Here is a 13,802-nt window from a genome sequence, read left to right on the forward strand (position 1 = left end):
TCATCGTCCGTGGTCCTCTCGTGTCGTCGCGGTGGTCAGCGGGTCGGAGTGGGTCGGCCGAGCCGCCGGGCCGCCAGCCCGACGAAGCCGAGTTGGAGCACCGACGCCACGACGATGCGGATCGGGAACGAGTCGAGATGGGGAAAGGCCACCAGGGCGATGACGATCGGCACCGCCGCCACGCAGGCCCGGGCCCAGCCCCGGTCGGCCCGGCGGGCGAACCGCGTACGCAGCACGAAGCATAGGGCGATCCAGGCCGTGACCACCACCAGGTGGCCGGCCTCGTGCAGGACGCCGTGCCAGCTCAGCACCGGCGCCCCCTCCGGCGCCCCGGCCGGGAAGCCGGCTCCGGGGTCGGTCGTGAACACACCGGCCGCGATCAGGCCTCCGCCGATCACGGCGGTCAGCCGGGGGATCCAGCGGGCGCCCGGGCCGTCCTTCAGGGTCCGGCGAAGACCCGCGGCGCAGCCGATCATCAGGCCGCCGGTGACGCAGAAGGCGGCGATCTGGACCCAGCCGCCCTCGCCCAGGGCGAGCAGGCTCACGGGATGGCGGGTGAAGTCGTAGCCGTCCCTGACCAGGCCCTGAACCAGCCAGGTCAGGCCGAGCACGGGCCCGGCGAGGACGCCGGCGGTCAGCAGCCGGTCGGTTCGGGTGCCGTCCGCGGTGGACGGAGTGGTGAGAGTGGTCATGCCTCGACTCCTCGGACGATGGACGCCGGTCGCGTCCGGTCATGGAGTAGTCGAGGCCGGATCTCGGAATCGGACAGCCAAGTCGTCACCACCTGGGGCGCTCCCCGGTCTGCTCAAGCGCGTGATGGTGGATGCCGACGTAAGGGGTTGCGCGGCCCTGTTGCCGTGCTTCCGTGCTGTACGGCACGCCGCCCCGGGCTACGGCACAGCCGCCCGATCACCGCTCGGCGTACAGGATCTCCAGGGCCTGTGGCACGTCAGTGACGACAAGATCAGCGTCGTGGTCAGGCCACCTACCTCGGTCGCCCCCCGCCCCGTGGCCCTCCGCCCGGGCCCGCGCCACGAGCCCCGAGGCGGCCCCGGTCCCCGCGGCGCCGTGCTGAGAACGATCACGAGGTGGTGAGAGGCCCGTGCCGGACGGCCAGCGCCGGCACGAGGGCCACGGTGGCGGATGTTCAGCGAACGGTACGGAAGAAGGTGCGCAGTTCGTCCACGAACAGGTCGGGGACCTCGAGCGCGGCGAAGTGCCCGCCGCGGTCGTACTCGGCCCAGTGGGTGATGGTGTTGAGCGGTTCGGCGAATCGGCGGATCGCGACGTCCTCGGCGAAGTTGGCCACGCCGGTGGGCACCCGCGAAGGTGTGGGCCGGTCACCGGTGTGCATGGACTCGTAGTACATCTGCGCCGAGGAGGTGCCGGTGTTGGTCAGCCAGTAGATCATCGCGTGGGTGATGACGTCGTCGGGCCCGATCGAACCCGCGGGGTGGGCCCAGTCGTGGAACTTCTCGCCGATCCAGGCGAGCTGGCCGAGCGGGGAGTCGGCCAGGCCGAAACCGAGCGTGTGCGGGCGCGTGGCCTGGATCTGGAAGTAGCCGTTGCCCTCGGAGAGGAACCGGTTCATCCGATCGAGCCGGATCTGCTCGGCGTCGGTGAGCTCCGTGCCCTCCGGCACACCGCCGAACGGGATGAACCCGACGGTGGCGGCGTTGACGTGCACGCCCGCGACGTGCTCCGGATCCACCCGGCCGAGATCGGGTGCGATGAACGCGCCGAAGTCGCCGCCCTGTGCCCCGTACCGGTCATGGCCGAGCCTGGCCATCAGCTCGGCGTAGGCGGTGGCGATGCGGCGTGAGTCCCAGCCCGCCGCGGCCGGTCCGGTGAACCCGAAGTTCGGGTGCGACGGGATCACGAGGTGGAAGGCGTCGTCGGGATCGCCGGGGTCGGTCAGCGGCTCGATCACCTCCAGGAACTCCGCGATCGACCCGGGCCAGCCGTGCGCGAGGAGCAGCGGGAACGCCTGCCGGTGGCGCGAGCGGACGTGCAGGAAGTGGATGTCCTGCCCGTCGATCCGGGTGGTGAACTGCGGGTACCGGTTGAGCCTCTCCTCGGTGGCACGCCAGTCGTACGTCGTCGTCCAGTACTCGATCAGATCCTTCAGGTGGTCCACCGGCACACCACGGCTCCAGCCCACGCCGGGAATCTGGCGGGGCCAGCGAACGGCCGACAGGCGCCGCCGCAGATCGTCCAGGTCGGCCTGCGGGACGTGGACGCGGAACGGCTTGATCTCGCTGGTCATGAAACGGCTCCTTCTGGTCGGCGTGACGTGCTCGGCCTCGCGTACGGGGTCGGCGCTCTGGCCGCGCCCGGTCGTCGGCCCCGGTCGTCGGCCCGCTCCGAGGCCGGGACGACCGTGATCGTGGGCACAGAGCGGGTCGACACCATCGTGTCGGCCAAGGAGGTCAGCCACGGTCCTCGTTGCCGTGCACAATGCAGGAATGCTCGAAACATCCGCCCGCCTGCTCCGACTGTTGTCGTTGCTGCAGCAACACCGGGACTGGCCCGGTCCGCAGCTGGCCGACCGGCTGGGCGTGACGGTGCGCACCGTGCGCCGTGACGTCGACCGGCTGCGCGAACTCGGTTACCCGGTGCACGCCACGATCGGGAACGTCGGCGGGTACCGGCTGGAGGCCGGGGCCGCCATGCCGCCGCTGCTCCTCGACGACGAGGAGGCCGTCGCGGTCGTCGTGGGACTGCGCACCGCGGCGAACGGTACGGTCGCGGGGATCGAGGAGACGTCGGTGCGGGCCCTGGCGAAACTGGAACGGATCATGCCGTCACGGCTGCGGTACCGGGTCTCGGCGTTGGACGCGGCCACCGTGGCGCAGCACCGGCCGGGCGCGGTGGTCTCGGCGGAGACGCTGACCACGATCGCCGCGGCCTGCCGCGACCACCAGCGGCTGCGCATGGACTACCGCGACCACGACGGTACCGACACCGTCCGTACGGTGGAGCCGCACAGGCTGGTCCACGCCGAGCGCCGCTGGTACCTGGTCGCCTACGACCTCGACCGGGCCGGCTGGCGGACGTTCCGGGTCGACCGGCTACGGCCGCGGACCCCGGCCGGTCCGCGCTTCACACCGCGCGAGCCGCCGTCCGGCGACATCGGCGGGTACGCGTCCTGGGCCGTGGGGGTCGACCGCTACCGCTACCGGGCGCGGTTCACCATGCACGCCGCGGCCACGCAGGTGGCCGAAAGGGTGCCGTCCGACGCGGGGACGGTCGAAGCCGTCGACGAGCACACCTGCACCCTGCGGGCCGGCTCGAACTCCCTGGACGGGCTCGCCCTGTACGTGACCCTGCTCGGCTTCGACTTCACCGTCCACGAACCGGCCGAGCTCGTCGAGCACTTCGGGACGTTGCACGCGCGCATCGGCAACGCGATCGGGAAGCGGGGTGAGGGCGGCCCACCGGCCGGATGACCGGGCGGCCCGGCCTGCGTCGCCGACAGCGCCGTCCCCTGCTTGTCACCCGATCAGGGCGGCGGCATCACGCCGTCGGGCCGTGTCGGTGGCGTACGTTCCGTCGAGATCGTAGGTGCGTCCCGGTGGGTGATCGAGGCGACCTGTCCGCCGGCGGCCGTTGTGGAGGCCGTTCTTCTCCGCCCGTCCCCACGTAGTCGGTCCGTTGATTCATCGGTCGGGTCCGGCCGCACGCCGGCCCTCCCGGACATGCCGCGTACGCGGGGAGGGGACGTCATTCCACAGCGGACGGCCAGGCCCACCCGTTCACGGCCGACCGGTGAGGATCACCAGTCAAGATCGTCGTCGGTCCTCAACGGGGAACGACCTGCGCCCGGACCCCGGGCAGGTCGTCGAACGCGGCGGACGAATCCATCGTGATCACGACTCTGGCGGTGGTGGCCGCCGTCGCGGCGATCAGCAGATCGTACGCTCCCCGCGTCTTTCCCGACCGGCGCACATGCGCCATGAGACGAGCGTGAACCCTGGCGACGTCCACCGTGTACTCCTCGACCGGGATCAACGCCAGAACCTCGTCCACGAAAGCCTGTCGCCCGGGACGGCGCGCCTCATCCGCCAGCTCCACGCCGACGAGCAGCTCGGCCACGGTGATCGCGGCGACCGCCACATCGTCGGTATCCCCGATCACCGCGTCCACGGAGGCCTTGCCCCGCTCCGCCGCGATCAGTACGCCGGTGTCCAGGATCAGACGTCGGGCCACGTGCTCCTCATCTCGTCGTCGACGGCCTCCCGGGCCGCCGCGACATCGGCCTCGAAATCGGCGTCCAGCGTCTCCGCGGCTCTGGCCAGGAAGGCTTTGACCACACGTCCCGGCGCCGTGGGCGCGGGACCGATCACCGCGATCCGCTTACCTCCCCGAGTGACCACGATCGTCTCCCCTCGCTCTGCCTCGTCCAGAACGACCGCGAAGCTTCGGGACGCCTCGGTGGCAGTCATCACCTTCATGAAATCAGATTATCTGATTCTCGGTGAGGATTCGCTGATTGTTCTTACCGGCTGTTGAACACCTTGGACCACAGTGAACAGGGCATGTGATTGAGAAATTAAAAAAGCCCCGAACGATAGTCGCTCGGGGCGTTCGTGCTGCTCAGTTGCTGTGGTCAGGGGCGGGGTCGAACCGCCGACCTTCCGCTTTTCAGGCGGACGCTCGTACCGACTGAGCTACCTGACCTCGGTGGTGGATCGAACACCTACCAGAGCGGTCCTGACGGGACTTGAACCCGCGACCTCCACCTTGACAGGGTGGCGAGCACTCCAAACTGCTCTACAGGACCTTGCTTGCCGGGGCTTTGCCCCGTCCTTCTTGCCGTGCTTAGCCTACCAGTTTTCCGGAGGTCTTCGACCTGCCGTTTCCCCGGTGAGCCTTGGCCCGGCCGTGCCCCCAACGGGATTCGAACCCGTGTCGCCGCCTTGAAAGGGCGGTGTCCTAGGCCACTAGACGATGGGGGCTCGGGACTCGCGTCCCGTTCCTTCGCCGTGCTCCGCTGGAGACCTCTGAAGCATAGGGGACTTTTGCCTCGATGCCAAAGCGGTTTGCGGTCACGGTGTCGGTGTGACGCTGACGGACCCCGTTGGAGACGGAGCGGTCGTCGGCACAGGAGAAATTGTACGGCCAGGGTCGGGTTCCACGTGACGCTGGATCTGCACCGACTGCTCGCCGAGCCCCCCGAGGGTGATGTCGTCCCAGGCCCGCAGGCGGTGCGTCTGCGCGTCGAAGTAGAGGACCGAGGCCTCCACCGGGGTCGGTTCGTCGTGTTCGAGGGCCCGCAGGCCGGCTCCGCCGGTGGATCCCTGGACCAGGACCCGGGTCCCGGAGGGCAGCAGCTCGGTGGAGCGCTGGTGCGAGTGACCGGTGAGGACCAGCGAGGCCGCCCCGGAGAACCCCCTGGCGATCGTGGGGTCGTGCACGGCGACCAGGTCGACCTGTTTGGGCAGCCGCGCCAGCCTGGCGGCGTGCGTACGTCCCAGGGCCGCCAACGATTCCAGGTTGGAGTCGACCGGGACGGTCTTGTCGGGGGTGAAGCGGGGGTCGCCGAGGCCGTAGACGCGCAGCCCGGCCACGGTCGCGGCCTGGCCGTCGAGGACGACCGCCCCCTTCTGCCGGGCCACGGCCCGCTGGGTGGTCGCGGAGTCGTGGTTGCCCCTGACGAAGACGTACGGGACGCCGAAGGTGCCGATCTCCTCGACGAACCTGTCCTCGGGGCCGGTGCCGTGGTCGGTCAGGTCACCGGTGTCGACGATCGCGTCGATCTTGAACTGGGCGGTGACCGAGCGGATGAGGTTCCACGCGATGGGGCTGAGGTGGATGTCGGAGACGTGCAGCACCCGGATCGAGGTGGGGTCGGCGTCGTAGACGGGCAGGGCCGAGACCACGTCGTAGAGCTGGGAGACGTTGTTGACCAGCTTGGCCAGCTGCACCCGGTAGGACTCGAACCTGGTCACGATCGACTCGGCGTCGCCGACCAGGGAGGGCGCCCCGGCCAGCAGCCCGGTGTACTTGGGCTCCACCACCGAGTCGGGCCGGAAGGTCAGGGCGACGGCCGCGCCCGTACCGGCGATCGCCACGGCGACGCCCGTCAGGCCGGCCAGGGCCGGTCCGGGCCTGCGGAAGACGATCAGGGACGCGACCAGGGCGCCCGCCAGGCCGCAGAACGCGGCGCGCGCGACCAGCGTCCTGACCCCGGCCCCCAGCTCCTCCTCCAGGAGCGCGGGAAGCCGGTCCGCGGAGAACCTGGGGTCGTCCAGGAAGCCCCGCGCCCGGTCGGGGTTGATGTTCTCCAGGGTCACCCGCAGGCCCACCGGGGCGTTGTGGGTGTCGAACAGCAGCGTGCCGAACGGGTGGGCGTCCACGACGGTCTCGCCGCTCCAGGAGGGCTCGGCCGACATGCCCAGCTCCACCGGGCCGACGTTGGACCGTACGGTCCCGCCGAGCATGATGCCGAGCCAGGTGCCGGCCAGGGCGACGGCGGCGACGGCCACGGCGCGCGCGACGCCGCGGGCGATCCGCCCGCCGGCGAGACGGCGGGCCCGGGGGGCCAGATCAGTGAGTTTCATTCGCCTCCACCTCTACCCCGGAATACGCGGGCAGAATGACATGTGTGATCGAGATCTCGCGGGAGAAGTTCGAGGAACTCGTGGCCGAGGCTCTGGACAGCATTCCCCCCGAGCTGACGAAGGTCATGGACAACGTGGTGTTGGTCGTCGTGGACGATCCCCCCGAACCAGGACTCCTAGGTCTGTACACCGGCATTCCGCTCACAGAGCGCGGCGACTGGTACGCGGGGGTGTTACCCGACCGGATCGAGATCTACCGGGGGCCGATCTGCGCGATGTGCGAGACGGAGGAACAGGTCGTCGAGGAGGTACAGATAACCGTCGTTCACGAGATCGCTCACCATTTCGGGATCGATGATGACCGGCTGCACGAGCTGGGTTGGTAGGTACCCCCGGAACACGCACCAAATGCCACCGTTCTCGAAATGTCGTCGCTTATCGTTACGGTTTGCATGCGTTTGATTGCTTTAGGTTGCGCGCGGGCCTCACAGAAGGCACCGTAGGTCACACGGTGAACACCCACAGTCAGTGTGCCTGCGAACTCAGCGGAGTCCTATGGCGGCCACCAAGTCCGGCCGACTACCCGGTCGGCACCGCCGTCCGGCGGAACGCCGAGCGACCTACGGCGAGGTCATCGCCATCAGGGAGTTCCGCGCGCTCTGGATCGGCCAGGGGCTCTCCCTGCTCGGCGACCAGCTCTCGCGGGTCGCGCTGTCCGTCCTCGTCTTCGAGCGGACGGACTCGCCCCTGGCGACGGCGTCGGTCTACGCCCTGACCTACCTGCCGCCGATCGTCGGCGGGCCGCTGCTCGCGGGCCTCGCCGACCGCTACGCCCGCCGGCGCGTCATGATCACCTGTGACCTGCTCCGGGCCGCCCTGGTCGCGCTCATGGCGGTCCCCGGCACCTCGTTCTCGGCGCTGTGCGTCCTGGTCTTCTGCGTGGTGCTGCTCAGCGCGCCGTTCTCCGCGGCGCGGGCGGCCCTGCTGCCGGAACTCCTGGAGGGCGACCGCTACGTCGCGGGCTCGGCCCTGCAGAACATGACCAACCAGGGCGCGCAGATGCTGGGCTTCACCCTCGGCGGCATCCTGATCATGGGGATGGGCCCGTACCGGGCGCTGGCGCTGGACTCGGCCACCTACCTGGCCTCCGCGCTCATCCTCGTCGCGGGCGTACGGCGGCGTCCCGCTCCCGGCTCCCCCGACGAGAACCGGCCCTCGATGTGGAAGACGACCCGCGCCGGCGCCGTGCTGGTCTTCGGCGACCCCCGGCTGCGGACGCTGGTGCTGTTCGCCTGGCTCTGCGGTTTCTACGTGCTGCCCGAGGGGATCGCGACCCCGTACGCCGACGAGCTGACCGGTGATCCGCGGCAGCTCTCCCTGGTGACCGGCCTGCTCATGGCGGCCATGCCCACCGGGACGGTGGTGGGCGCGTTCCTGTTCAGCCGTTACGTCAGTCCGTCGAACCGGTTGCGGTCGATGGGCTGGATGGCGATGCTGACCTGCGCGCCCCTGATGCTCTGCGCGGCCAGGCCGCCGCTCGTCGTGGTCCTGCTGCTCTGGTTCACCTCGGGGCTGGGCGGGGCGTACCAGCTCGCGGCCAACGCCGCGTTCGTGCAGTACGTACCGGCCGGGCAGCGAGGTCAGGCCTTCGGGCTCGTCCAGTCCGGCCTGCTGGCCTCCCAGGGCATCGGCATCCTGATCGGCGGGGTCGCGGCCGACCACCTCGGCCCGGAGATCGTGGTGGCACTGGCCGGCGCGGCCGGGCTGGTGACCGCGGCCGCGCTGGCCGTGCTCTGGAGGCGGTCCCGCAGGGAGGTCATCGAGAGGGTTCGCGTGGAGGCGAACACCTGACTCAGCCCTGGGGACGGAGGTCGTCGCCCTGCCTGGGCGCCTGGTACGGCGCCGGGGTGACGACGGGCTCGGGGGCCGGCGGGAAGGGCTCCTGGTGGGTGGGGTGGTCCGGGGCCGTCCGGTGCGGGGCGCGCTGGCTGGTGGCCTTGGCCCAGCTCTGCTCGGCCTTGGTCCTGGCGTCCACCCAGATCGGGTTGTCCTTGTTCTTGTCGATCACGTCCTGCAGGACCGACCGCTCGTGCCCCTCCTCGGGCAGGAGCACCCAGCCGATCGCGTAGACGGCCACGCCGAGCCCTCCGAAGAAGGTGGCGACGGCGAGGGCCGCGCGGATGATGTTGGGGTCGATACCGGTGTACCGTCCGAGACCGGAGGCCACACCCGCGACGATGCGCCCGTCCCTGGTCCGCTGGAGCTTCTTGACGCCTGAGAAGTCGTTTTCGTTCATGTATCGAGAATGCCCGGCCGAGGGGCGGTCCCACATCGGGATTCCCCCTGGCAGGACCCTGACATGCACCCCGTCCGGGGCCGCAATACCCTGACAGGGCCGACGAGAGAGGGACACCATGGACGATCTCCTGCGCATCGACGACGAGCTCTCCGAGGAGCAGAGGCTCATCCGCGACACCGTACGGGACCTCGTCGCGGACAAGGTGCTCCCGTACGTCGGTGACTGGTTCGAACAGGCGGCCTTCCCCGCCCGCGAGCTGGCCCCGGCGCTCGGCTCGCTCGGCCTGCTGGGCATGCACCTGGACGGGTACGGTTGCGCGGGCCTGGACGCGGTCTCCTACGGCGTGGCCTGCCGCGAGCTGGAGGCCGGGGACTCCGGGCTGCGGTCGTTCGTGTCCGTCCAGGGCTCGCTCGCGATGTTCCCGATCTGGAAGTACGGCTCGGACGAGCAGAAGGAGGAGTGGCTCCCCCGGATGGCCTCGGGCGAGGCGATCGGCTGCTTCGGGCTCACCGAGCCCGACCACGGCTCCGACCCCGCGGGTATGCGTACCCACGCCGAGCAGGACCCCTCGGGCGACTGGATCCTCAACGGCGCCAAGATGTGGATCACCAACGGCTCGATCGCCGACGTCGCCGTGGTCTGGGCGCAGACCGGGGAGGGCGTCCGCGGCTTCGTGGTGCCGGCCGACACCCCGGGCTTCACCGCCCCGGAGATCCACAAGAAGATGTCCCTGCGGGCCTCGGTGACCTCCTCCCTCTACTTCGACGACGTCCGCCTGCCCGCCTCGGCCGTCCTGCCCGGCGTACGGGGGCTGAAGGGCCCGCTGTCGTGCCTGTCGGAGGCCCGCTTCGGCATCGTCTGGGGCGTGGTCGGCGCCGCCCGCGCCTGCCTGGAGGCGGCCGTCGACTACTCCACCTCCCGCGTCCAGTTCGGCAGGCCCATCGGCGGCTTCCAGCTGACCCAGGAGAAGCTCGCCTGGATGTACGTCGGCCTGGGACAGGCACAGCTCACCGCACTGCACCTGGGCCGCCTCAAGGACGCGGGGACCCTCACGCCGCGTCAGGTGAGCTTCGGCAAGCTCGCCAACGTCCGCGCCGCCCTGGACATCGCCCGCCAGTCGCGCTCCATCCTGGGCGGCAACGGGATCACGCTGGAGTACCCGGTGATCCGGCACATGAACAACCTGGAGAGCGTGCTGACCTACGAGGGCACCCAGGAGATCCACACGCTGGTCCTCGGCGAGGCCCTGACCGGCATCGCCGCCTACCGCTGACGTCCACGCGGACCGGCGCCCGGACGGGCCGGTCCCGTCCTCGCCACCCTGGTCACCGCGGGACGGTTCCACACTCGCCACTCAGGTCCCACGGGACGGCGACGCCCGCCCGGGGTCACCTCGGGCGGGGATGCCTCTGGGGCAGGCCGGAGGGCCGCCACTCGGGGGTCTCGGCGGCCTTGCGGAGCTCGTCCTCCCAGGAGGCTCCGCAGGCCATGAAGAAGCGGAGCAGCTCGGCGGTGGCGCGGGCGTCGGCCAGGGCGGCATGGGCACGGGTGAGCGGGATGCCCGCGCGCTCGCAGCACGCGGCCAGCGTCCACCTGCCCTCCGGCAGGAAACCGGGGGCCAGCCGCTGCGTGCACAGGGTCTCGCTCACCCACTCGCTGCCGGGAAGCGGCCGCAGGAAGCGCAGGTCGAAGGAGGCGTTGTGGGCCACCAGGACCCGGCCGGCGACCCGCCGCCAGATCTCGTCCAGCAGCTCCTCGATCATCGGCGCTCCCGCGACCATCGCGCCGGTGATCCCGTGGACGTGCACGGCCCCGGTGGGGCGGCGGGGGTCGACCAGCGAGTGCCACTCGTCGACGGTCTCGCCCCGGGCGTCCAGCGAGACGAGCGCGATCTCGCAGATCCGGTCGCCCCTCGACGGGGAGAATCCGGTGGTCTCCACGTCCACCACGACATACCCTTGCCGCGTGGAGACGGTGGAGACGTGGGCACCGCGGGCGGGCTCAGGCCCCGAGCTCGTCATGCCTGCCACTCTAGGAGCCGTCCCGACCCTCCACCTGCCGTTCCGCAAACAGGTGACCTTGAATGGGCCTGGCGACGGACGTTAGTGGACACTATCCTCGGTACGCTGTCACCTGCGGGGCGTTAGCTCAATGGTTAGAGCTGCGGACTTTTAATCCGTAGGTTCTGGGTTCGAGTCCCAGGCGCCCTACCACTCCTGAGCAGGAACTTAGGCTCTGACCTGGGCCTTCGTTCTTGTCGATCTTCACCGGCACATGCAGTCGGATGCAGCCAGATGCAGCCGTCTGCCAGTGGTCCCGGAATATACGCGGAATGGGATCACCGGCGTTTCCCCAGGTCAGCGCGAGCGTTCCGGAACCTCGCGGAACGATTCCGGGGACGGCGGAGCCCACACGACGAAGGACCCCGAGGGGCACCCGGGGTCCTTCATGTCCTGCCGTCAGGGATGTCACGTCGTGAGCGCTTCCAAGATCCGCTTGTTGGCCACCTCGTGCTGGCCGTCGATGCACTTGGCGTAGACCTTGAGGAGCACGTCCACCCCGTGCCCCGCCCGCTCCGCCACCTCCGGCGCGTGGACTCCGGCGTTGAGCCACAGGGAGATCGCCGCGTGCCGCAGGTCGTACGGCCGACGCGCTAGCGGTGAGACGACCTGATCCGGAGTGAAGGCGTAAGAACGAGCCTGCTTCCAGACCATCGAGACCGTAGAGCCGGGGAAGGTCTGGCCGGTACGGGTCCGGAACAGCCGACCGTCTTCGGAGACGCCGTGTCTGTCGATGTGCGCGCGCAGGATGGTCACCAGCTCCGGAGGGATCGGCACCGTTCGTGTGGCCTTCTCGTCGCGGTGCTTGAGTCCTCGTTCGTCGTTGGACTCCCCCGAGTCGGTGTAACGCTTGTTGCTCTCCGGCCGGGTCTTCTCCAGAGTGAGCGTGCCCCATCCTGTCTTCGGAAGCTCACAGTTCGCCTTACGCAGACCGGCCGCCTCAGCCGGGCGAAGACCAGCGAAGTACATGCAGGCGAACATGGCCGCCATCATCTGGCCACGGGTACGGCCCGCGTAGGTCACGGCGGTCAGCAGCCTGCGAGCTTGGGCGGGATTGACCACCGAGCGCCGATCAATTTCGCCGCCGGTCTCGACCTTGCGGAACTTCACCCTGTGGATCGGATTTGCCGAAAGCTCCCCGAGTTCCACGGCGTACTCAAGGACGTGATGAAACACCGCCCGCTTGCGCCGGTAGGTCGAGGCAGCCGCCGCCTTGCCGTCCAGCCGCAAGGAGATGGCCTCCAAGGCCGCCCGCGTGTACTTGGGTTCCTCCATCGCGCTCAGAGGCAGGGAGGCCGCCTCCAACCACCGCAGCACCCGCAGGTGAAGCGGTCCGGGTCTGATGGAGGCTCGATTCCTTGAGAGGATCGAGTCATGGCACGTCCGTCCCTCTACCCTCCTGAGCTTCGTGAGCGTGCGGTGCGCATGGTCGCGAAGATCCGTCCGAACTATCCGACCGAGTGGGCCGCGATGAAGGCGGTGGCGGCGAAACTGGGGATCGGCACCACCGAGACGGTGCGCTCCTGGGTGCGCAAAACCCAGATCGATGCCGGGCAGCGGCCCGGTACCACCAGCCAGGACGCCGCCGAGATCAAACGGCTGCGCGCGGAGGTCGCCGAGCTGCGACGGGCCAATGAGATCTTGAAATCGGCGTCGATTTTCTTCGCGGCCGAGCTCGAGCGGCCACACAAACGCTCGTAGCGTTCATCGGCGAGTTCAAGCAGGTGTTCGGGGTCGAGCCGATCTGCCGTGTCCTGTCCGGCCACGGGATGAAGATCGCAACGAGCACGTACTACGCCGCCGCCAACCGCCGGCCCAGCGCCCGCGCCCTGCGGGACGAGGAGCTGAAAGTACAGATCAGCCGGGTCCACGCCGACAACTACAGCGTCTACGGGATCCGGAAGGTCTGGCGGCAGCTGCAGCGCGAGCACATCGTAGCGGCCCGCTGCACGGTCGCCCGGCTGATGCGCGAGCTGGGGCTGCACGGCGCCCGCCGCGGGAGGAAGATCCGCACCACGCTCCGCGACAATAGCCATGAGCGGGCCGGTGACCTGTTGCGGCGAGGCTTCACCGCGGTGCGGCCCAACCAGCGGTGGGTCGCCGACTTCACCCACGTCACGACCTGGGCCGGGGTGGTCTATGTCGCGTTCGTCGTGGACGTCTACTCCCGGGCGATCGTCGGCTGGGCAGCGGCAAGGAGCAAACGCGCCAAGCTCGTCCTGGACGCCCTGGACATGGGCCTGTGGCGGCGTGATCGAGCAGGCCATCCAGCAGGCCCCGGACTGGTGCATCACTCAGATGCCGGCAGTCAATACACGTCGTTCGCCTTCACCGCGCATCTGCTCGAAGCGGGTATCGACGCCTCCATCGGAACGGTGGGAGATGCCCTGAACAACGCTCTGATGGAGTCCCAGATCGGCTTGTACAAGACCGAGTTGATCACACCACGCAGGCCCTGGCGCGGCCTGGCCGATGTGGAGGTGGCCACCGCCGAGTGGGTCGACTGGTTCAACCAGCAGCGCATCCACACCGCCATCGGCGATATCCCGCCCGTCGAACACGAAGCCGTCTACTACGCTCAACACCAGCCCGAACCAGCGACTGGAGTCAGCCCGTAGAGCCTCCACCGAACCCGGATCGCTTCAGTGACGGTCGCGGTGGACAGCCTGTCCACCGCGACTTGAGGGGGACAGGCTGTCCCCCTCGCCTCGATGAGGTTGCGATCTTCGGGGTGACGGTCGCAAACCGGGGGCGCGATGAAACACTCGCCGCGCACAGGTGTGGTGGAAGTGTCACAGCCGGGCAAGGGTAGCGTTTCGCTACCCTTGCCGAGCCAGGCGGATCCGTCTGGAACATCTCCAGCGAATAGAAGATTGTGCC

Annotated in this window: 13 protein-coding genes and 4 tRNA genes; 6 read left to right on the forward strand and 11 right to left on the reverse strand. The window is 69.5% G+C overall.

What is annotated here, in order from left to right; genetic code table 11:
• Window positions 1-35 precede the first annotated feature (35 nt).
• Together ACZ6RT_RS11325 and ACZ6RT_RS11330 are read right to left on the reverse strand one after the other, a co-directional pair.
• Window positions 36-692, reverse strand: coding sequence for a DUF998 domain-containing protein (locus ACZ6RT_RS11325; protein ID WP_470153182.1), 657 nt, complete (start codon window positions 690-692; stop codon window positions 36-38).
• Between the two features lie 455 nt (window positions 693-1,147).
• Window positions 1,148-2,266 (reverse strand): epoxide hydrolase family protein, encoded by a 1,119-nt coding sequence (locus tag ACZ6RT_RS11330; RefSeq protein ID WP_470153184.1) that lies wholly within the window; start codon window positions 2,264-2,266, stop codon window positions 1,148-1,150.
• A 199-nt stretch (window positions 2,267-2,465) separates the two neighbouring features.
• On the opposite strand from ACZ6RT_RS11330, the gene ACZ6RT_RS11335 reads away from it, so the two are divergent.
• Window positions 2,466-3,449 (forward strand): helix-turn-helix transcriptional regulator, encoded by a 984-nt coding sequence (locus ACZ6RT_RS11335; RefSeq protein WP_470153186.1) that lies wholly within the window; start codon window positions 2,466-2,468, stop codon window positions 3,447-3,449.
• A 352-nt stretch (window positions 3,450-3,801) separates the two neighbouring features.
• On the opposite strand, the gene ACZ6RT_RS11340 is transcribed toward ACZ6RT_RS11335, so the two are convergent.
• The 6 genes from ACZ6RT_RS11340 to ACZ6RT_RS11365 form a co-directional block, all read right to left on the reverse strand.
• Window positions 3,802-4,209 carry a PIN domain-containing protein gene (locus tag ACZ6RT_RS11340; protein WP_470153187.1) on the reverse strand — a complete coding sequence of 136 codons (408 nt, stop codon included), beginning with the start codon at window positions 4,207-4,209 and terminating at the stop codon, window positions 3,802-3,804.
• The gene (locus ACZ6RT_RS11345; protein WP_470153188.1) at window positions 4,194-4,445 is read right to left on the reverse strand and encodes a type II toxin-antitoxin system Phd/YefM family antitoxin; all 252 of its coding nucleotides are present in this window, start codon (window positions 4,443-4,445) and stop codon (window positions 4,194-4,196) included. Before ACZ6RT_RS11345 ends, ACZ6RT_RS11340 begins: the two co-directional genes overlap by 16 nt.
• 161 nt (window positions 4,446-4,606) lie before the next feature.
• A tRNA-Phe gene (locus ACZ6RT_RS11350) sits at window positions 4,607-4,680 on the reverse strand.
• 28 nt (window positions 4,681-4,708) lie between these two features.
• Window positions 4,709-4,783 (reverse strand) — tRNA-Asp (locus ACZ6RT_RS11355).
• A gap of 102 nt (window positions 4,784-4,885) precedes the next feature.
• Window positions 4,886-4,958 (reverse strand) — tRNA-Glu (locus ACZ6RT_RS11360).
• A 90-nt stretch (window positions 4,959-5,048) separates the two neighbouring features.
• Window positions 5,049-6,563: a metallophosphoesterase family protein gene (locus ACZ6RT_RS11365; protein ID WP_470153190.1), complete on the reverse strand. Its 1,515-nt coding sequence runs from the start codon at window positions 6,561-6,563 to the stop codon at window positions 5,049-5,051.
• 35 nt (window positions 6,564-6,598) lie between these two features.
• Between ACZ6RT_RS11365 and ACZ6RT_RS11370 the strand changes: the two genes are divergently transcribed.
• Both ACZ6RT_RS11370 and ACZ6RT_RS11375 read left to right on the forward strand, forming a co-directional pair.
• Window positions 6,599-6,949 (forward strand): metallopeptidase family protein, encoded by a 351-nt coding sequence (locus tag ACZ6RT_RS11370; RefSeq protein ID WP_470153192.1) that lies wholly within the window; start codon window positions 6,599-6,601, stop codon window positions 6,947-6,949.
• Between the two features lie 169 nt (window positions 6,950-7,118).
• Window positions 7,119-8,414 (forward strand): MFS transporter, encoded by a 1,296-nt coding sequence (locus ACZ6RT_RS11375; RefSeq protein ID WP_470153193.1) that lies wholly within the window; start codon window positions 7,119-7,121, stop codon window positions 8,412-8,414.
• Window position 8,415: 1 nt separating this feature from the next.
• Here the strand turns inward: ACZ6RT_RS11375 and ACZ6RT_RS11380 are convergent, their stop codons facing one another.
• Window positions 8,416-8,859: a PspC domain-containing protein gene (locus ACZ6RT_RS11380; RefSeq protein ID WP_399189679.1), complete on the reverse strand. Its 444-nt coding sequence runs from the start codon at window positions 8,857-8,859 to the stop codon at window positions 8,416-8,418.
• A 118-nt stretch (window positions 8,860-8,977) separates the two neighbouring features.
• On the opposite strand from ACZ6RT_RS11380, the gene ACZ6RT_RS11385 reads away from it, so the two are divergent.
• Window positions 8,978-10,135, forward strand: a complete 1,158-nt coding sequence (locus ACZ6RT_RS11385) for an acyl-CoA dehydrogenase family protein (RefSeq protein ID WP_470153195.1) — start codon at window positions 8,978-8,980, stop codon at window positions 10,133-10,135.
• 115 nt (window positions 10,136-10,250) lie between these two features.
• Here the strand turns inward: ACZ6RT_RS11385 and ACZ6RT_RS11390 are convergent, their stop codons facing one another.
• Complete coding sequence (locus tag ACZ6RT_RS11390) at window positions 10,251-10,883, reverse strand: 3'-5' exonuclease (RefSeq protein ID WP_470153196.1); 633 nt, start codon at window positions 10,881-10,883, stop codon at window positions 10,251-10,253.
• A 116-nt stretch (window positions 10,884-10,999) separates the two neighbouring features.
• Between ACZ6RT_RS11390 and ACZ6RT_RS11395 the strand changes: the two genes are divergently transcribed.
• Window positions 11,000-11,075 (forward strand) — tRNA-Lys (locus ACZ6RT_RS11395).
• A gap of 255 nt (window positions 11,076-11,330) precedes the next feature.
• Here ACZ6RT_RS11395 and ACZ6RT_RS11400 read toward each other — a convergent pair.
• The gene (locus ACZ6RT_RS11400) at window positions 11,331-12,197 is read right to left on the reverse strand and encodes a tyrosine-type recombinase/integrase (protein ID WP_470153198.1); all 867 of its coding nucleotides are present in this window, start codon (window positions 12,195-12,197) and stop codon (window positions 11,331-11,333) included.
• A gap of 99 nt (window positions 12,198-12,296) precedes the next feature.
• Here ACZ6RT_RS11400 and ACZ6RT_RS11405 point away from each other — a divergent pair.
• A protein-coding gene (locus tag ACZ6RT_RS11405; RefSeq protein ID WP_470153200.1) for an IS3 family transposase occupies window positions 12,297-13,540 on the forward strand; the annotation gives its coding sequence in 2 pieces (ribosomal slippage) (window positions 12,297-12,579 and window positions 12,579-13,540; 1,245 coding nt in all).
• The last annotated feature ends 262 nt before the right edge of the window (window positions 13,541-13,802 follow it).

The sequence above is a fragment of the Streptosporangium sp. NPDC050148 genome, from assembly GCF_055586505.1.

What these genes read in the sequence shown, in the direction of transcription:
- ACZ6RT_RS11380 (WP_399189679.1), bottom strand. Translation starts at nt 8,859, where the DNA reads ATGAACGAAAACGACTTCTCAGGCGTCAAGAAGCTCCAGCGGACCAGG.
- ACZ6RT_RS11365 (WP_470153190.1), bottom strand. Translation starts at nt 6,563, where the DNA reads ATGAAACTCACTGATCTGGCCCCCCGGGCCCGCCGTCTCGCCGGCGGG.
- ACZ6RT_RS11385 (WP_470153195.1), top strand. Translation starts at nt 8,978, where the DNA reads ATGGACGATCTCCTGCGCATCGACGACGAGCTCTCCGAGGAGCAGAGG.
- ACZ6RT_RS11325 (WP_470153182.1), bottom strand. Translation starts at nt 692, where the DNA reads ATGACCACTCTCACCACTCCGTCCACCGCGGACGGCACCCGAACCGAC.
- ACZ6RT_RS11345 (WP_470153188.1), bottom strand. Translation starts at nt 4,445, where the DNA reads ATGACTGCCACCGAGGCGTCCCGAAGCTTCGCGGTCGTTCTGGACGAG.
- ACZ6RT_RS11335 (WP_470153186.1), top strand. Translation starts at nt 2,466, where the DNA reads ATGCTCGAAACATCCGCCCGCCTGCTCCGACTGTTGTCGTTGCTGCAG.
- ACZ6RT_RS11390 (WP_470153196.1), bottom strand. Translation starts at nt 10,883, where the DNA reads ATGACGAGCTCGGGGCCTGAGCCCGCCCGCGGTGCCCACGTCTCCACC.
- ACZ6RT_RS11330 (WP_470153184.1), bottom strand. Translation starts at nt 2,266, where the DNA reads ATGACCAGCGAGATCAAGCCGTTCCGCGTCCACGTCCCGCAGGCCGAC.
- ACZ6RT_RS11400 (WP_470153198.1), bottom strand. Translation starts at nt 12,197, where the DNA reads ATGGAGGAACCCAAGTACACGCGGGCGGCCTTGGAGGCCATCTCCTTG.
- ACZ6RT_RS11375 (WP_470153193.1), top strand. Translation starts at nt 7,119, where the DNA reads ATGGCGGCCACCAAGTCCGGCCGACTACCCGGTCGGCACCGCCGTCCG.
- ACZ6RT_RS11370 (WP_470153192.1), top strand. Translation starts at nt 6,599, where the DNA reads ATGACATGTGTGATCGAGATCTCGCGGGAGAAGTTCGAGGAACTCGTG.